Here is a 17,504-nt window from a genome sequence, read left to right on the forward strand (position 1 = left end):
ATTATGTCTCGCACGATTATTCTTATCCCTGTAAGTAAAGGCGTGGGTTTAACTAGCATTAGTCTTGGATTAATCCACTCTCTCGAACAAAAAGGCGCGAAAGTTGCTTTTATGAAACCCGTTTCTCAACCAAGCACTGGCGAAGATAAATTGGATCGCACAACCTCTATTATTCGCACTAGCACTAGCCTTGAAACTGCCGAACCCTTTATGTTAAGCGTGGCAGAATCATTAATTGGTCAAAATCAGTCTGACGTATTGTTAGAAAAAATTGTAGCTAACCACCAACAATTAACCAAAAACAACGATATCGTTGTGGTGGAAGGTTTAATTCCAACAAGAAAACACGGTTATGCAAATAATATCAACTATGAAATTGCACAAGCATTAGATGCAGAAATCGTATTAGTTGCAGCACCAGCAACTGAAACCCCAACCGAATTAAAAGATCGTGTAGAAGCAGCAGCCTCTTTATTTGGTGGTAAAAACAATCCAAATCTTTTAGGCGTAGTTGTAAACAAATTTAATGCACCCGTTGATGAATCTGGTCGTACACGCCCCGATCTTGCTGAAATCTTTGATTCATTCCAACACAATCATATTAGCGAAACAGAAGTAAACAAATTATTTGCAGATAGTGCCATCAAATTATTAGCTTGTGTGCCTTGGTCAGCAGATTTAATCGCAACACGCGCTATCGATTTAGTGAAATACTTAGGTGCATCAATTATCACTGAAGGAGATATTAACCGTCGCATCCGTGGTATCACTTTCTGTGCAAGAAGTTTACCAAATATGGTTGAGCATTTCCGTGCAGGCAGTTTATTAGTCGCTTCAGCAGATCGTCCAGATGTGCTTGTAGCAGCCGCTCTCACAGCGTCAAATGGTATTGAAATCGGCGGTATTTTATTAACAGGCGGTTATAAAATTGATGCTCAAATTAATAAACTTTGCCAACCTACTTTTGAAAAAGCAAAATTGCCGATCTTCCGTATTGAAGGCAATACTTGGCAAACGGCATTAAGTTTACAAAGCTTTAATCTTGAAGTGCCTGTTGATGACAAAGAACGTATTGAAAATATTAAACAATACATTAGCCAACACTTTAATGCTGACTTTATCAATAATTTAGTTGCAGATTCTAGCCGTTTACCTCGCTTATCCCCACCTGCGTTCCGTTTCCAATTAACTGAACTTGCTCGTGCGGCGAAAAAACGTATTGTGCTTCCTGAAGGCGATGAACCTCGTACAATCAAAGCAGCTGTACTTTGTGCAGAACGTGGCATTGCGGAATGTGTGCTTTTAGCAGATCCTGCATCAGTTCAACGTGTTGCAGAAGCACAAGGTGTTAAATTAGGCAAGGGTATTACAATCATTAACCCAGCAGATGTTCGTGAAAACTATGTTGATCGTTTAGTTGAATTACGTAAAGCGAAAGGTATGACCGAAACCGCAGCACGTGAACAATTAGAAGATACCGTAGTGCTTGGTACTATGATGTTAGAAGCAAATGAAGTAGATGGTTTAGTATCTGGTGCCGTTCACACTACAGCAAATACCATTCGCCCACCAATGCAAATCATCAAAACTGCACCAGGTAGTTCAATCGTTTCTTCTATCTTCTTTATGTTATTACCAGATCAAGTGCTTGTTTATGGCGACTGCGCGGTAAACCCAGATCCAACAGCAGAACAACTTGCGGAAATCGCAATTCAATCTGCGGATTCTGCGAAAGCATTTGGTATTGATCCAAAAGTCGCAATGATCTCTTACTCAACAGGTACATCTGGTAGCGGTGCTGATGTGGAAAAAGTGAAAGAAGCAACCCGTATTGCGAAAGAAAAACGCCCTGATTTATTAATCGATGGCCCATTACAATATGATGCAGCTGTGATGGAAGACGTGGCTCGCTCTAAAGCACCAAATTCACCAGTAGCAGGTAAAGCAACAGTATTCGTATTCCCTGACTTAAATACGGGTAACACCACTTACAAAGCAGTACAACGTTCTGCAGATTTAGTGTCTATTGGCCCAATGCTTCAAGGTATGCGTAAACCAGTCAATGACTTATCTCGTGGAGCCTTAGTTGATGATATTGTGTACACAATTGCCTTAACCGCAATTCAAGCAACACAATAGTTCAAGTAAAAACATAAAAGAAAATACCGCACTTTGCCCCAGTCAGTAAAAGTGCGGTATTTTTTATAACGTTTTTTACAAATCAACCAAAATCAAAATTGCGGCTTCGCCACCCCATTCTCTTGGTGCTTGATGTAATGCCCGCACTTTAGGATGTTGTACTAGCCAACGTGGAATTTGTTTTTTCAATGTAAAGGTGCCATAGCCCGTCATGATACTGGCACAATCAACATGCTCATTTTCACAAGCCAGTAAAAGTGCGGCTAATTCTTGCTTAGCTTGTTCACGGGTTAAACCGTGTAAATCTAAAAACAATTCTGGGAAAAAATCTCCACGACGAAGTTGTTTTAATAAATGGGAATCTTCCCCATCACGTAAATATTTCACAACACCATCATTGTCATTCAGTAACGGCTCATATTCATCAGAAAAATAAAATAACGTATCTTCTTTCGCTCGTAATTCTTTCAATTCTATTTTTTTCTGATCACGTTTTTGGTGAGGGGCAACAAAAGTATCTTGTTTCATTGGCTTAATGCCTTTGGTTTCCGCACGGAATAAATCAAATTCGTCTTGCATTTTTTTCTCATTAATTTCAAATTTTGCGTATCATATCATAGTTCTACATTCTCATCTGTGGTATAACTACGCCAAATTTTCATACCGAATTTTATGCTAACTTTTCTACTCACTTTTATGGAGAAATGCGATGGAAACTTCACATAACCAAGAATTAGTTGCAACTATCTTGGAAGATAATGTTGCAAACGAACTGCAAACCATCCAAGATTTTCTGCGTTGGACGTATAGCATTCTCAATCGATCCGATATTTACTTCGGGCAAGGGCACGATAATCCTTGGGATGAAAGCCTGCAACTCGTTTTAAGTGGCTTACATTTACCCATTGATTTACCTACCGAATTATTTAACAGTCGATTAACCCCATCTGAAAAAGAAACCTTAGTTCAACTTGCATTAACCCGAATCGAACAACGTGTACCAGTGGCATATTTAACAAATAGTGCTTGGTTCTGCGGTCACGAATTTTATGTCGATGAACGAACCATTATTCCACGTTCTCCAATTAGTGCGTTAATTCAAGATCGCTTTGAAAATTTAATTTCACAGGAACCTCATCATATTCTCGATCTATGCACAGGCAGTGGCTGTATTGCCATTGCTTGTGCTTATGCTTTCCCAAATGCGGAAGTAGATGCTGTCGATTTATCGGTTGATGCACTTAATGTGGCGGAGATCAATATTTCACGCCATCAATTAGAACATCGCGTATTCCCGATTCAATCAAACTTATTTACAAATATTTTAGGACAAAAATACGATCTTATCGTGACCAATCCACCTTATGTGGACGAAGAAGATCTCGCCGATATGCCAGAAGAATTCCATTTTGAGCCAGAGTTAGCCTTAGGTTCTGGCAGTGATGGCTTAAACATTACCAAACAAATTTTGAAACAAGCACCAAATTACTTAACCGAAAATGGCGTATTGGTGTGTGAAGTGGGTAATAGTATGATTAGCTTAATTGAGCAATATCCAGATGTGCCATTTGAATGGGTAGAACTTAAAAATGGCGGGCTAGGCGTATTTGCTATTCAGCGTAAAGATTTAGTGAAATATCACGATCTGTTTTAATCTTTCAAGTGCGGTTGAAATTCTTATTAAATTTCAACCGCACTTCATTTATACATTGTTATCTTGTTTCCAATTCAATGCCTTCAAATAATTTTTTCACTGAATTGTTATCACGCAAACGCTCGGCTTTTTCTACGACACTACGAGTTAAGTGCGGCGAAAAATATTCCATAAAATCATACATATAATTACGTAAGAACGTGCTATGTTTAAATGCAATATTCGTCATACTTGGGCGGAACAAATGGCTTGCATCAATCAGTACAAGATCCGTATCTAGTGCCGTATGTGCCATAGATGCCATAATGCCCACCCCTAACCCCAAGCGCACATAAGTTTTAATAACATCAGCATCGGTAGCCGTAAAGACTATATTCGGTAAAATACCGGCACTATTAAATGCGTAATCTAAATCAGAAACACCCGTAAAACCAAATGTGTAAGTCACAAGTGGGTATTTTCCTAATTCCTCAATGGTCAGTTCTTTCACTTTAGCAAGTGGATGATCGGGCGTAACAATCACGGCACGATTCCACCAATAGCATGGAATCTGAACTAAATCATCAAATAAATAAGGTGCTTCAGTGGTAATTACCAAATCCACTTCGCCTGACATTAAAGCATCGTGAATTTGTGTTGGAGAACCTTGATGAATATGCAAACTCACATCAGGATATTTTTTAGAAAAACGTTCAATCACGCTTGGCAACATATAACGTGCCTGAGTGTTTGTCGTCGCAATACGTAATACACCGTGATTTGGCTGAGTATATTCATCGGCAACGGCACGGATACCTTGCGCTTTAACAAGTAACTCGCGTGCAATCGAAATAATTTTTTTCCCTGCTGGTGTAATTGATTTTATATGCTTGCCATGACGCTCAAAAATTTCCAGACCTAATTCATCTTCTAAGAGGCGAACTTGTTTACTGATACCCGGCTGCGATGTGTAAAGTGCATTTGCAGCTTCTGTAACATTCAAATTTTGGTTTACAATCTCAACGATATAACGCAATTGCTGCATTTTCATAAAAAAGTCCTTATTTTTTATAACGTTTATTCATCTCCGAATAACGTTTCACCGCTTTACGAATTTGCCCAGATTTTGGACGACGACTTGCCTGTTTTACATCTAATTTCGTTTCGGTTTCAGCAGGTAATCCCACCAATTCACGCAAATAATTGACGTTTTCAAGATCCATTTCTTCCCAGCCACCACGAGGCAAACCTTTCATTAATTTGATATTTCCATAACGAATACGAATCAAACGGCTGACTTGAATACCTTGGGATTCCCACAAACGACGCACCTCACGATTACGTCCTTCCATCAAGGTTACGTCATACCATTGGTTAATACCCACACCGCCTGTAAATTTAATTTCTTTAAAATTGGCAGGGCCATCTTCAAGCTGAACGCCTTTGCGTAAACGTGCTAACATCGCATCATCCACTTGACCAAATACACGTACAGAATATTCACGTTCAACTTCACGACTTGGGTGCATTAAGCGATTTGCTAATTCGCCATCAGTAGTAAAAAGCAACAAACCCGATGTATTAATATCTAAACGCCCCACTGCAATCCAACGAGATCCCGTTAAACGTGGCAAACGATCAAACACGGTCGCACGCCCTTCTGGGTCGCTACGCGTACAAAGTTCCCCTTCAGGTTTGTAATACATTAACACTCGACAAATTTCTTTTTGTGCGTGGCTAAGATTAATGATTTGACCATCAATACGCACTTTCACACCAGAATGTACGTCAATACGATCGCCTAAAGTCGCAATTTTACCCTCTACACTCACTCGGCCCGCGGCAATCATCGTTTCAATTTCACGACGAGAGCCTTGCCCAGCACGCGCTAAAACTTTCTGTAATTTTTCGCCCTCTATTTTAGGTTGATTCGAGGCTTTTACAACAGGTTTCGCTTTTGGCTTAGATAAAAATTTGTTATCAGAATTAACCGCACTTTTTTTCGTATTTGCCGTTTCTATGCGAGCAGTACGAGAGACTGAACGTCTGTCATTTTTAACTGAAAAATCACTTTTCTTTGCTGAATCTTTGGAAAAGTGCGGTTGTTTTTGAGTTTGTTTTTGACTAGGTTTCATTGTTTTCCTTGAATAATGGAAAGGTCGCTTTCACAAGCGTCTATCTGTTACATAATATGTATTAAATAAAAGGATCAGTGCTTCCACTTCCCTCGCGTAAAATCACTGGCGATTCTTCCGTTAAATCCACCACTGTTGTAGGCTCTTGCCCTAAATATCCACCGTGGATAATTAAATCCACTTGATGTTCTAAGCGATCACGAATTTCTTCAGGATCAGATTGTGCAGTATGTTCTTCATTCGGCAACATTAACGAACAAGATAAAATAGGCTCACCTAAAGCTGAAAGTAAATCTAAAGCGATCTTATTATCTGGTACGCGTAAACCTATGGTTTTACGTTTTGATGTCATTAAACGACGCGGTAATTCTTTCGTTGCTGTAAGAATAAAAGTATAACGCCCTGGCGTATTATTTTTAATCAAACGATAAGCGATATTACTCACTGTTGCGTAAGTTGAAAGTTCCGATAAATCACTACACACCAAGGTAAAATTATGTCCTTCAAGCAATTTACGAATTGCCACAATGCGATCCATTGCGTGTTTATCGCCCATCATACAGCCTAAGGCATATCCCGAATCCGTTGGATACACAATTACACCGCCTTTTTGTAAAATCTCTACGGCTTGATTAATCAAGCGCGCTTGTGGATTTTCAGGGTGGATATAAAAAAATTGGCTCATCTGTTTCTTCCTTAAAAAGTGTGCGCTGATTATAGCAGTTTTGCGTTCACTTTATAATGGCGAGCATATAAAAATAAAGGCGTAGAGAGTCAATCTACGCCTTATCAAACTAAAGTGCGGTTAATTTTCTTAAATTATTTTAATATCTTTCTCAAAGCTGCACCAATTTTAGCGAGGCTTTTTACACAGGTCACGCCTGCGGTCTCAAGCGCTGCAATTTTTTCTGCGGCAGTACCTTTTCCGCCACTAATAATAGCACCAGCATGCCCCATCCGTTTGCCTTTTGGCGCAGTGATACCCGCAATATACGCAACCACTGGTTTAGTGACATTATCTTTAATGAAGATTGCCGCATCTTCCTCTGCGGAACCACCGATCTCACCAATCATCACAATAGCTTCAGTTTCGGGATCTTGTTGAAATCTTTCAAGAATATCAATAAAACTAGAACCAGGAATGGGATCGCCACCGATACCAACACAAGTAGATTGCCCAAAGCCTTCATCTGTAGTTTGTTTTACCGCTTCATACGTTAAAGTACCAGAACGAGAAACAATCCCCACTTTGCCTTTTTTATGTATGTGAGCAGGCATAATGCCGATTTTACATTCATCAGGTGTAATCACACCAGGGCAATTTGGCCCAATCATCACAACACCAGTTTCATTTAATTTTTGTTTCACTTTAAGCATATCCAATGTAGGTATGCCCTCAGTAATGCATACAATTAACTTAATCCCTGCATCAATGGCTTCAATTATGGCATCTTTACAAAATGGTGCTGGCACATAAATAACCGTCGCTGTTGCGCCTGTATTTTCAACGGCTTCACGAACTGTATTAAATACAGGCAAACCAAGATGACTACTGCCACCTTTATTTAGCGATACGCCACCAACTAATTGCGTTCCATAGGCTAATGCTTGTTCAGAATGAAAAGTCCCTTGTCCACCAGTAAAACCTTGGCAAATCACTTTAGTATTTTTATCAATTAAAATCGCCATTAGTGTTCTCCTTTTGCTGCATTCACAGCTAATTCTGCAGCTTGTTGTAAATTCTGTGCGGTAAGGATATTAACATCGCTTTGCGCTAAAATTTGGCGACCGATTTCAGCATTTGTTCCTTCTAATCGCACAACCACAGGCACTCTCACGCCCACTTCATTTACTGCAGCAATCACGCCTTCAGCAATCAAATCACAACGAACAATGCCACCAAAAATATTCACTAAAATCACTTTAACGGAAGGATCGGTTAAAATGATTTTAAACGCTTCAGCAACCCGCTCTTTCGTTGCACCACCACCCACATCAAGAAAATTCGCAGGCTTCCCACCATAGAGTTTCACAATATCCATGGTTCCCATTGCAAGCCCAGCCCCGTTTACCATACAACCAATATCACCCTCTAAAGCCACATAGTTTAACTGGAATTTTTCAGCTTCTGCTTCACGAGCATCATTTTGAGTTAAATCTTGTAGTGCTAAGAGATCTTTATGACGAAATAAAGCGTTATCATCAACAGATATTTTGGCATCGAGACAAATCAAATTCCCTTGTTTAGTAAGAACAAGCGGATTGACTTCCAGTAAAGATAAATCTTTTTCTAAAAACAAACGAGATAACCCCATAAAAATATCGGTAAACTGTTTGTTTTGCACACCAATTAACCCTAATTTAAACGCTAATTCACGCCCTTGATAAGGCAATCCTCCAAATAAAGGATCAATAGTGACTTTGTGGAGTAAGTGCGGTGAATTTTGCGCGATTTCTTCAATATTCATTCCACCTGCAGAGGAAGCAATAAACACCACTTTTTGAGAGGCGCGATCAACAACCGCACTTAAGTAAAATTCTTTATCAATATCGCAAGTTTCTTCAAAATAAATCTGGTTTACTGGCTGCCCCAATTTATCCGTTTGAAAAGTGACTAAACGTTGCCCTAGCCATTTTTCTGCAAAAGCTCTTGCTTCCTCTACATTTTGCACTAATTTAACGCCACCTGCTTTACCACGCCCACCAGCGTGAACTTGACATTTCGCTGCCCACTTATCGCCTGAAAGTTGAGCCAGTACCAAATCGACTTCCTCAACAGATTGACAGACCACCCCATTTTTTACGGGTAATTCATAACGCTCAAATAGTTGTTTTGCTTGGTATTCGTGTAAATTCATTCGCGACGTCCTTTTTGGTTATGAAAACAATTAACTCAAGGTTTTAATGCTATATGTACCGTGATTTCTTCACGATCGTGATATAAATGTTTAGCTTGAATATCAAAATTTAAATTCTGCTCAGCCAACATAACAGCCAAGTTTTCTAAACATAATATCACTTCTTGATAACGTTTTTTCATGGGTAATTTTAAATTGAAGATGGTTTCTCGGCACCAACCATTCAACAACCATTTGCCAATTAATAAAGAAATACGACTTGGTTGTTCCACCATATCACAGACTAACCAATCCACTTTTTTCCTTTTGGGAGGCTGAAATTTAAAACCATCTTCCGCACAATGTTCAATGCGACCTGTATCATGCAAACTCGCTGCCATTTTTCCGTGATCAACTGCATAAACAAATAAACCGCGTTTGACTAATTGATATGTCCAACCCCCAGGGCAAGCCCCTAAATCAACGCCAATCATATTTTCATTTAAACGTTTATTCTCTTCTTTACGCGGAATAAAAGTCAAAATAGCTTCTTCTAGTTTTAACGTAGAGCGGCTAGGTGCATCTGCCGGAAATTTTAAACGAGGGATTCCCATAAAATGAGGGGAATGATTATCTACATAAGAATATCCCACATAACAGCAATTCGGTTTTACAAAAAAACAATGTAAAAATTGACCGCACTTTTGACTCGCTTTTGCAGAAAGCCAACCTTGTTTTTTCAATGCTTGACGCAAAGGCACGGTAAATTTACGGCAAAAAGTGGAAAGCTCTTTCGCTTCATTTGTATCTGCAGTTTCGACAAAAAGCTCGCTAGATTGAGCAAAATTAATTTGTTGTGATAATTCTTCAAACGCCGCCACGATAGGACTAATACGATCAGCGGGATCTAAATCTTCCAATAAATCGGAAATAACTATCATCTGACGAGCAAAAATCAAACGATTAAAAGGAATTTCTCGGGCAAGGCGATCTGCCTCATTAGGTTGATAACATTCAAAAATCACATAGCCCGAATTATCTTGTACTCGTGCAAAACCAAATACACCTAAATTACTTGCTTGATCAGTGATCTCTGCTGCGACTTCTTTCTCAAAACCTGGGCGACAATATAATGCGAGTTTATTCATTTTCTTCTCGTTTAATTGAGTTAATAATCCATTGGCGGAATGCTTGAATTTTTTGTTCATCAAGGCGATCAAGATGATTGACCACATAAAATGATTTTGGATCAGGCAAATTAGTCGGCAACACCGCTTGCAATGATCCATTTTCAATTTCTTGCAAAGCTAATAAGCGATTAGCTAATACAATGCCTTGCCCGTGAATAGCCGCCTGTAACGCCATAAATGTATGGCTAAATAACGGCCCTTGCTGAATATTTAAATCATCTAACTGTAAATGATTTGCCATCGCTTGCCAATTATCACGGGTATGAATATGAATTAATGTGTGTTTTTTTAAATCTTCAGGCTGAATAATTGGATTTTTATCTAGTAATTCAGGCGACGCAAAAATCAATAAATTTTCTTCGCCAAGACGATCTACTTGAAGATTCTGCCAATTTCCCAAGCCATAATAAATAGCAAGATCAATTTCTTTATTTAACAAGCCTTCATCTTGATCCACGCCTGTTAAACGCACCTCAATTTGCGGATAAAGCTGATTAAATTCACTTAAATGTGGAACTAGCCATTGAATACCAAAAGTTTGTGGCACGCTAATATTTAAATGCGGGTCCGTTTTTAACGTTAATAATCGCTCTGTTGCTTCATTTAAACGACGTAGAATTTTATTAATATCAACAAAATAAGCTTTTCCAAGTTCTGTTAATTCTAACGAACGATTCTTTCGCTTAAATAATTCAATTCCTAAAAATTCTTCTAATAATTTAATTTGATGACTAACCGCCGCTTGTGTCACACAAAGCTCATCTGCAGCTTTAGTAAAACTTAAATAACGAGCAGCAGACTCAAAAGATTTTAGCGAATTCAATGGGGGCAAACGTTTATACATAAGTATTTCCATTCATAAATTTTTCGTCTATAATGGACAAGATTTATTTCAAATTAGTTTTTCTAATACCTCAAATAAAAAAACGTCGCTTGTCCTTTCTTGCCCTTTTTTCTTAAAATATCGCCATACTTAATGATTGGTAATTCCTTACTAGTTAATGAGTTTCAGACTTAAGTATGATGTTGTGTTTGCATATAGTTCGGGAAACCGAACTTGAGTAACAATTTGTTACTCATTTACTTCCTGTATATTATTAAACCGATTTGGTTAAATCGCCGCTCCATTGAGCGGCGTTTTTTTCGTCCTAATTCTATCACAATTACATATTGATTTCCTGATCCACTTCACAATTTTGACAATTCCTTGTTGATTTCTTGAAATTTGAGCGATTTTGAAAATCTATTATTTTAATCAAAGAGAGAATATTGTAGATTAAGCAACACTTTCACAAAAATATATAACCGTGGGTAAACATACCCACGGCTAATTATAGTAATAATGGTTCCCCTTTGGGGAACATCCTATCTCCCCCAAAGGGGTAGTATTAAAACTAGCCTAGGGTATACTTACCCTAGGCGACATAACTTCATAAAAAAAGGAAGCAAAATGAAAAACTTAGACTGGAATAACCTTGGTTTTAGTTATATTAAAACAGATTACCGTTTCATCGCTCACTGGAAAGAGGGCAAATGGGAGGAAGGCAAACTCACAACAGACAATACCTTACATATTCACGAAGGTTCTACCGCACTTCACTACGGTCAGCAATGTTTTGAAGGTTTAAAGGCTTATCGTTGCAAAGACGGCTCAATCAACTTATTCCGTCCGCAGGCGAATGCAGAACGTATGCAACGTACCGCAGACCGTCTTTTAATGCCACGCGTACCAACTGAATTATTCGTACGTGCGTGTAAAGAAGTGGTTAAAGCTAACCAAGATTGGTTGGGCCCTTACGGTTCTGGTGCAACCTTATACTTACGTCCATTCTTAATTGGTGTGGGCGAAAATATCGGCGTGAAAGCAGCACCAGAGTTTATTTTCTCTGTTTTCTGTTGCCCAGTGGGTGCTTACTTCAAAGGTGGTTTGGCTCCATCAAACTTCATCACGACCGATTACGACCGTGCAGCACCAATGGGAACCGGTGGCGTAAAAGTGGGCGGAAACTACGCAGCAAGCCTTCTGCCACATGTATTAGCGGCAGAACAAGGTACGCCAGAACGTAAATTTGCAGATGCTATTTATTTAGATCCAAAAACTCACACCAAAATTGAAGAAGTCGGTGCGGCAAACTTCTTTGGGATCACAAAAGATAATAAATTCATCACACCAAAATCAGAATCAATTTTACCAAGTATCACCAAATACTCTCTTTTACATATCGCAAAAGAGCGTTTAGGCATGGAAACCATCGAAGGCGATGTTTATATCGATCAACTTGACGAATTCGCTGAAGCTGGTGCCTGTGGTACAGCAGCAGTAATTACCCCTGTAGGCGGTATCCAACACAAAAGCAACTTCCATGTTTTCTATTCAGAAACCGAAGTAGGCCCTGTTACCCGTCGTCTTTACGGTGAACTAACAGGCATCCAATTCGGTGATGTTGAAGCGCCTGAAGGCTGGATTGTGAAAGTAGAATAATTTCTAGCAATATAAAAACCAAAAGAGTGGTTGAAATTAACCGCTCTTTTTTATTGATTCAATCCCCATTGGCGAGAATCTTTATCAAATTTAACACCTGAATGCGAACCTTCTGCGCCGTTAAAATACACATCTTTATTCGCACAAGCTGAAATAATAAATGCGCCTGCGATAATCAACAACCATTTTTTCATAAATAAACCTTTTTGCTAAATTAAAAACCTGCGAATTGTAGCACAACGACTACACATCCTAACGAAATATTTCACTTGTCTTGCTAAAATAGAACTTCCCCACTAGAATACCCCCCGTAGTTCGCAAACCTCCTACAATAAAAAACTAGGTAGAATATGAATATTTTCAATCCAAACCACGATCGTAAAGCGATTGTCATCTTTTCAGGTGGGCAAGACTCCACAACCTGTTTATTCCAAGCTATTGCTGAATACGGCAAAGAAAACGTAGAAGCCATTACCTTTCAATATGGGCAGCGTCATGCTATTGAATTAGAAAAGGCGCGCACCATTGCACAAGATTTAGGCATTAAACAAACCTTGATTGATACATCTGTTATGAAAGCTATCACGCATAATGCATTAATGGATGAACAGGCACATATTGAACAAAAAGAGAATGAATTACCAAACACTTTTGTTGATGGTCGCAACGCTCTATTTTTACTTTATGCAGCGATTTATGCGAAAGGTCAAGGCATTCAAGATATTATCACTGGCGTATGTGAAACAGATTTCAGCGGTTATCCCGATTGCCGAGATGTGTTTATCAAGTCTATGAATGTTACATTAAATTTGGCTATGGATTATCAATTCAATATCAAAACACCATTAATGTATCTCACCAAAGCCCAAACTTGGCAGCTTGCTGATGAATTAGGCGTACTAGATTATGTACAAAAACATACGCACACTTGCTATGAAGGGATTGAAGGGGGATGCGGAAAATGCCCAAGCTGTATTCTTCGCAATAAAGGCTTACAAGAATATTTAGCAAAAAAGTGCGGTAAAAAAACTCAAGGAATTTAAACCGCACTTTAAATAAAATAAAAATTTCTTATCCCTCTTGATCGCTATAAATTTATGTATATAATGAATTCTGTTTTAGATACTAGATAGTAATTTAATAGTAATGAAACTTGGCTAGTGCATTCCCCCACTCCTTTCGCACTAGCCATTTTTTTTGGAATTTTGTACCATATCCCAACTTTTTCCAATCAACGATCCATTATGAATAATCTCGAACTTGAACAACTCATTAATCAAAAACTTTCTTCTGACAAAATCAATGACTATGCGCCCAACGGCTTACAAGTCGAAGGTAAAACAGAAATCAAAAAAATCATTACTGGCGTAACGGCAAGTCAGGCTCTAATTGATTACGCAATCAGCAAAAATGCCGATGCAATTTTGGTTCATCACGGCTATTTTTGGAAAAGTGAAAACCCTTGTATTCGAGGAATGAAAGGCAAGCGAATTAAAGCCCTTTTAGTGAACGACATTAATTTATATGGCTATCATTTGCCATTAGATGTGCACCCAGAATTAGGCAACAATGCACAATTAGCCAAACTGCTCGACATTGAAAATTTACAACCATTAGAAAAAAGCTCTGTGAGTATTCCTGTTTGGGGCGAATTAAAAGAACCGATGACAGGTAAAGACTTTGCAGAAAAAATAGAAAAAGTGTTAAATCGAAAACCGTTAATTTGCATTGAAAACGGACCGCACTTAATCCGAAAAATTGGTATCTGCACCGGTGGCGGACAAGGTTATATTGATCTTGCTGCAGAACAAGGCTGTGACGCATTTATTACAGGGGAAGTGTCAGAACAAACAATCCATTCTGCCCGTGAACAAGGATTACATTTCTTCTCTGCAGGCCATCACGCAACAGAACGCTATGGCATCAAGGCGTTAGGAGAATGGTTGGCGAAAGAATATGGCTTTGACGTAGAATTTAAAGATATAGATAATCCAGCGTAAAATACAAAAGTGCGGTAAAAATATTTCTTTTTTACCGCACTTTTATCTTCTGAAATTATCGTTTAAACATTCCGCCTAAACCACCAAGACCGCCTAAGCCTGCGCCCATTAAGCCTTGCATTCCACGCATCATTTTAGCCATGCCACCTTTACGCATTTTCTTCATCATGCGTTGCATTTCATCGAATTGTTTAAGTAATTTATTAACATCTTGCACTTGAGTGCCAGAACCTAATGCAATACGACGACGGCGAGATCCTTTGATAATCTCTGGGTTCGCACGTTCTTTTAGTGTCATGGAGTTAATGATCGCTTCCATTTTGACAAACATTTTGTCATCTACTTGATTTTTAACGTGATCAGGCAAATTTTTTGCACCTGGTAATTTTTCAAGCATAGACATCATGCCACCCATTTTTTTCATCTCGATAAGCTGCTCGCGGAAATCATCTAAAGTGAAACCATCGCCTTTCTTGAATTTCTGTGCCATTTTTTCGGCTTTTTCACGGTCAACAGAACGTTCAAGATCTTCGATAAGGGAAAGCACATCGCCCATGCCCAAAATACGGGAAGCGACACGATCAGGATGGAAAGGCTCAAGTGCTTCTGTTTTCTCGCCCACACCCAAGAATTTGATTGGTTTACCTGTGATTTGACGAATTGATAAGGCTGCACCACCACGTGCATCACCGTCCACTTTTGTCAAAATAACACCTGTAAGCGGCAATGCTTCATTAAAGGCTTTTGCCGTATTGGCTGCATCTTGACCAGTCATCGCATCAACAGTGAAAAGGGTTTCGATTGGATTTAACGCTGCATGGACTTGCTTGATTTCATCCATCATTTCTGTATCAACATGCAAGCGACCAGCTGTATCCACAATCAACACATCGTAGAATTTCAGTTTTGCATCAGCAAGTGCCGCTTTAGCAATATCAACTGGATTTTGTTTGACATCCGATGGGAAAAAATCCACGCCAACAGATTGAGCCAAGGTTTCAAGTTGCTTAATCGCAGCTGGGCGATATACATCGGCAGAAACCACTAACACTTTCTTTTTATGACGTTCACGCAAGAATTTTGCCAATTTACCCACGCTGGTGGTTTTACCCGCCCCTTGTAAACCTGCCATTAAGATAACTGCAGGTGGTTGGGTTGCAAGGTTTAAACTCTCATTCGCTTCGCCCATGGCTTTTTCAAGCTCACGCTGAACGATTTTTAAGAACTCTTGCCCTGGCGTTAAACTTTTATTGACTTCTTCCCCAAGCGCGCTTTCTTTTACTTTTGCGATAAATTCACGCACCACAGGTAAAGCAACATCTGCTTCAAGTAATGCCATACGCACTTCGCGTAAGGTTTCTTTAATATTATCTTCCGTTAAACGACCTTTTCCTGTGATATTACGTAAAGTTTTGGAAAGGCGATCCGATAAATTCTCAAACATGGCTAACAATCCTGTTTTCTTAAAAAATTGCGCTGATTATACCGAAATTTAGGCGTTTTTCATCATTTCAAATGAAAATGACTTTTTGAATAGGCGATTTCATAAAGAAAGCATAGGATATAAGGAAAAAGAATGATTATTGAGCCAATTTCGGGTATCATTCTGCCCATTCTTGGCTATTTGAGTAGCCATTTGATTTAATAAAATCAAATAACAAGTAAAAAGTGCGGTGAAAAATGACCGCACTTTTTGTTGATTCACAAACAAAAGGATTTTCTCTTGGATAGCATTCCCCTTAGTACTTTATTTATTATTCTCATTATCTGTTTAGTTTTATCAGCCTATTTTTCTGGTTCAGAAACTGGACTACTCTCCCTCAATAAATATCGTCTTCGTTTTCTATCTGAACAGGGCAATAAAGGCGCGAAAAAAGCGGAAAAACTGCTCGAAAAGCCAGATACCTTGTTAAGCTTTATTCTTATCTTTAATAATCTTGTGAATATCAGTGCATCGGCAATTGCAACAGTTATTGGTATGCGTTTATATGGCGATGTCGGCGTGGCAATTGCAACGGGTTTGCTCACTTTCGTGATGCTCGTATTTTCTGAAATCTTCCCTAAAACTGTGGCAGCGATGCACGCAGAAAAAGTCAGTTTTTTTTCAAGTCATATTTTAACTTCATTGCTTAAAATCTTTTATCCGCTCGTTTGGTTAATGAATATTTTTACTAAATCCTTGATGCAAATAGTAGGGTTAAAACTTGATATGCAAAAACAAGTGATTAGTAGTGAAGAACTGCGTAGCATTGTGTCAGAGGCGGGCGAAGCAACGCCAAATGAACAGCATCCGCAAATGTTACTGTCTATTTTGGATATGGAAACAGTCACTGTTGATGACATTATGGTTCCCCGCAACGAAATCGGCGGTATAAATATTGATGATGATTGGCGAGCCATTATGCGCCAGCTCAATCACGCCGCACACAATCGTGTTGTACTTTATAAAGGCAGCCTTGATGAACAAGTACTTGGCATTTTGCGCGTGCGTGAAGCATTCCGCTTACTGCTTGAAAAAAATGAATTTACCAAAGAAACCTTAATTCGTGCCGCAGATGAAGTGTATTTCATTCCTGAAAGCACGCCATTAAAAACGCAACTTGCAAATTTCCGTGCAAATAAAGAACGCATTGGCTTAGTTGTGGATGAATACGGCGATATTAAAGGTCTTGTAACTTTGGAAGATATTTTGGAAGAAATCGTTGGGGATTTTACCACTTCCACCGCCCCAAGCATTGACGAAGAAGTAATTCAACAGTCCGATGGTTCAATGATTATCGATGGCTCCGCTAATCTACGTGATCTCAACAAAATGTTTAACTGGGAATTAGATACAGAAGATGCTCGTACTTTTAATGGTTTAATCTTAGAACACTTAGAGGAAATACCCGACGAAGGCACAATTTGCGAAATTGATGGTTTGCTAATCACTATTCTTGAAGTGGGCGATAATATGATAAAACAGGCGAAAGTCGTCAAACTTTAATCATAAAAAAACTCCGCCAAATAGAACCGCACTTTTGACTTGGATCATAAGTGCGGTTCTTTTTTGCGCATTTTTTAGAAAAGATTTTTATAATTCTTTCTA

17 protein-coding genes and 1 riboswitch are annotated in these 17,504 nt (G+C 38.9%); of the genes, 6 read left to right on the plus strand and 11 right to left on the minus strand.

The features are described 5' to 3' along the window. The first annotated feature begins 3 nt into the window (after positions 1–3). Positions 4–2,139, plus strand: a complete 2,136-nt coding sequence (gene pta / locus DQN24_RS07630) for a phosphate acetyltransferase (RefSeq protein ID WP_021035013.1) — start codon at positions 4–6, stop codon at positions 2,137–2,139. Positions 2,140–2,214: 75 nt separating this feature from the next. Here pta and smrB read toward each other — a convergent pair whose 3' ends face one another. Continuing rightward, complete coding sequence (smrB, locus tag DQN24_RS07635; protein WP_021035012.1) at positions 2,215–2,718, minus strand: endonuclease SmrB; 504 nt, start codon at positions 2,716–2,718, stop codon at positions 2,215–2,217. Positions 2,719–2,848: 130 nt separating this feature from the next. Between smrB and prmB the strand changes: the two genes are divergently transcribed. Continuing rightward, positions 2,849–3,793 (plus strand): 50S ribosomal protein L3 N(5)-glutamine methyltransferase, encoded by a 945-nt coding sequence (prmB, locus tag DQN24_RS07640; RefSeq protein ID WP_111695654.1) that lies wholly within the window; start codon positions 2,849–2,851, stop codon positions 3,791–3,793. A 58-nt stretch (positions 3,794–3,851) separates the two neighbouring features. On the opposite strand, the gene cysB is transcribed toward prmB, so the two are convergent. From cysB to DQN24_RS07675, 7 genes are all read right to left on the minus strand, one after another. Continuing rightward, positions 3,852–4,823 carry an HTH-type transcriptional regulator CysB gene (gene cysB / locus DQN24_RS07645; protein WP_021035010.1) on the minus strand — a complete coding sequence of 324 codons (972 nt, stop codon included), beginning with the start codon at positions 4,821–4,823 and terminating at the stop codon, positions 3,852–3,854. A gap of 10 nt (positions 4,824–4,833) precedes the next feature. After that, a complete protein-coding gene (gene rluB, locus DQN24_RS07650; RefSeq protein WP_111695655.1) occupies positions 4,834–5,907 on the minus strand; it encodes a 23S rRNA pseudouridine(2605) synthase RluB in 1,074 nt (357 codons plus the stop codon). Between the two features lie 61 nt (positions 5,908–5,968). After that, a complete protein-coding gene (locus DQN24_RS07655; protein WP_111695656.1) occupies positions 5,969–6,592 on the minus strand; it encodes an L-threonylcarbamoyladenylate synthase in 624 nt (207 codons plus the stop codon). Positions 6,593–6,726: 134 nt separating this feature from the next. Beyond that, positions 6,727–7,596, minus strand: coding sequence for a succinate--CoA ligase subunit alpha (sucD, locus tag DQN24_RS07660; RefSeq protein WP_111695657.1), 870 nt, complete (start codon positions 7,594–7,596; stop codon positions 6,727–6,729). After that, on the minus strand, positions 7,596–8,765 hold the full coding sequence (gene sucC, locus DQN24_RS07665) for an ADP-forming succinate--CoA ligase subunit beta (protein WP_111695658.1): 1,170 nt from the start codon (positions 8,763–8,765) through the stop codon (positions 7,596–7,598). Before sucC ends, sucD begins: the two co-directional genes overlap by 1 nt. A gap of 35 nt (positions 8,766–8,800) precedes the next feature. Then, positions 8,801–9,892, minus strand: coding sequence for a 23S rRNA (cytidine(2498)-2'-O)-methyltransferase RlmM (gene rlmM, locus DQN24_RS07670; RefSeq protein ID WP_111695659.1), 1,092 nt, complete (start codon positions 9,890–9,892; stop codon positions 8,801–8,803). Further along, the gene (locus DQN24_RS07675) at positions 9,885–10,778 is read right to left on the minus strand and encodes a transcriptional regulator GcvA (RefSeq protein ID WP_111695660.1); all 894 of its coding nucleotides are present in this window, start codon (positions 10,776–10,778) and stop codon (positions 9,885–9,887) included. Before DQN24_RS07675 ends, rlmM begins: the two co-directional genes overlap by 8 nt. Positions 10,779–11,384: 606 nt before the next feature. Between DQN24_RS07675 and DQN24_RS07680 the strand changes: the two genes are divergently transcribed. Further along, complete coding sequence (locus tag DQN24_RS07680; protein WP_111695661.1) at positions 11,385–12,416, plus strand: branched-chain amino acid aminotransferase; 1,032 nt, start codon at positions 11,385–11,387, stop codon at positions 12,414–12,416. Between the two features lie 50 nt (positions 12,417–12,466). Here DQN24_RS07680 and DQN24_RS07685 read toward each other — a convergent pair whose 3' ends face one another. Further along, positions 12,467–12,610, minus strand: a complete 144-nt coding sequence (locus tag DQN24_RS07685; protein WP_021035002.1) for a hypothetical protein — start codon at positions 12,608–12,610, stop codon at positions 12,467–12,469. A 110-nt stretch (positions 12,611–12,720) separates the two neighbouring features. Beyond that, positions 12,721–12,765: riboswitch (PreQ1 riboswitch) on the plus strand. A 1-nt stretch (position 12,766) separates the two neighbouring features. Here DQN24_RS07685 and queC point away from each other — a divergent pair. After that, positions 12,767–13,459, plus strand: a complete 693-nt coding sequence (queC, locus tag DQN24_RS07690; protein WP_111695662.1) for a 7-cyano-7-deazaguanine synthase QueC — start codon at positions 12,767–12,769, stop codon at positions 13,457–13,459. 201 nt (positions 13,460–13,660) lie between these two features. After that, positions 13,661–14,416: a Nif3-like dinuclear metal center hexameric protein gene (locus DQN24_RS07695; protein WP_111695663.1), complete on the plus strand. Its 756-nt coding sequence runs from the start codon at positions 13,661–13,663 to the stop codon at positions 14,414–14,416. Between the two features lie 55 nt (positions 14,417–14,471). On the opposite strand, the gene ffh is transcribed toward DQN24_RS07695, so the two are convergent. Both ffh and DQN24_RS09015 read right to left on the minus strand, forming a co-directional pair. Continuing rightward, a complete protein-coding gene (gene ffh / locus DQN24_RS07700) occupies positions 14,472–15,860 on the minus strand; it encodes a signal recognition particle protein (RefSeq protein WP_111695664.1) in 1,389 nt (462 codons plus the stop codon). A 99-nt stretch (positions 15,861–15,959) separates the two neighbouring features. Continuing rightward, complete coding sequence (locus DQN24_RS09015; protein ID WP_162629708.1) at positions 15,960–16,121, minus strand: hypothetical protein; 162 nt, start codon at positions 16,119–16,121, stop codon at positions 15,960–15,962. An 18-nt stretch (positions 16,122–16,139) separates the two neighbouring features. Here DQN24_RS09015 and DQN24_RS07705 point away from each other — a divergent pair, with 18 nt between their 5' ends. Next, the gene (locus DQN24_RS07705) at positions 16,140–17,402 is read left to right on the plus strand and encodes an HlyC/CorC family transporter (RefSeq protein ID WP_038439572.1); all 1,263 of its coding nucleotides are present in this window, start codon (positions 16,140–16,142) and stop codon (positions 17,400–17,402) included. Positions 17,403–17,504 lie beyond the last annotated feature (102 nt).

This window comes from Haemophilus influenzae (genome assembly GCF_900475755.1).
GTDB classification, from domain to species: Bacteria; Pseudomonadota; Gammaproteobacteria; order Enterobacterales; family Pasteurellaceae; genus Haemophilus; species Haemophilus influenzae_D.

What these genes read in the sequence shown, in the direction of transcription:
- sucC (WP_111695658.1), bottom strand. Translation starts at nt 8,765, where the DNA reads ATGAATTTACACGAATACCAAGCAAAACAACTATTTGAGCGTTATGAA.
- DQN24_RS07685 (WP_021035002.1), bottom strand. Translation starts at nt 12,610, where the DNA reads ATGAAAAAATGGTTGTTGATTATCGCAGGCGCATTTATTATTTCAGCT.
- pta (WP_021035013.1), top strand. Translation starts at nt 4, where the DNA reads ATGTCTCGCACGATTATTCTTATCCCTGTAAGTAAAGGCGTGGGTTTA.
- ffh (WP_111695664.1), bottom strand. Translation starts at nt 15,860, where the DNA reads ATGTTTGAGAATTTATCGGATCGCCTTTCCAAAACTTTACGTAATATC.
- DQN24_RS07655 (WP_111695656.1), bottom strand. Translation starts at nt 6,592, where the DNA reads ATGAGCCAATTTTTTTATATCCACCCTGAAAATCCACAAGCGCGCTTG.
- DQN24_RS07675 (WP_111695660.1), bottom strand. Translation starts at nt 10,778, where the DNA reads ATGTATAAACGTTTGCCCCCATTGAATTCGCTAAAATCTTTTGAGTCT.
- rluB (WP_111695655.1), bottom strand. Translation starts at nt 5,907, where the DNA reads ATGAAACCTAGTCAAAAACAAACTCAAAAACAACCGCACTTTTCCAAA.
- prmB (WP_111695654.1), top strand. Translation starts at nt 2,849, where the DNA reads ATGGAAACTTCACATAACCAAGAATTAGTTGCAACTATCTTGGAAGAT.
- DQN24_RS07680 (WP_111695661.1), top strand. Translation starts at nt 11,385, where the DNA reads ATGAAAAACTTAGACTGGAATAACCTTGGTTTTAGTTATATTAAAACA.
- DQN24_RS07695 (WP_111695663.1), top strand. Translation starts at nt 13,661, where the DNA reads ATGAATAATCTCGAACTTGAACAACTCATTAATCAAAAACTTTCTTCT.
- sucD (WP_111695657.1), bottom strand. Translation starts at nt 7,596, where the DNA reads ATGGCGATTTTAATTGATAAAAATACTAAAGTGATTTGCCAAGGTTTT.
- rlmM (WP_111695659.1), bottom strand. Translation starts at nt 9,892, where the DNA reads ATGAATAAACTCGCATTATATTGTCGCCCAGGTTTTGAGAAAGAAGTC.
- smrB (WP_021035012.1), bottom strand. Translation starts at nt 2,718, where the DNA reads ATGCAAGACGAATTTGATTTATTCCGTGCGGAAACCAAAGGCATTAAG.
- queC (WP_111695662.1), top strand. Translation starts at nt 12,767, where the DNA reads ATGAATATTTTCAATCCAAACCACGATCGTAAAGCGATTGTCATCTTT.
- cysB (WP_021035010.1), bottom strand. Translation starts at nt 4,823, where the DNA reads ATGAAAATGCAGCAATTGCGTTATATCGTTGAGATTGTAAACCAAAAT.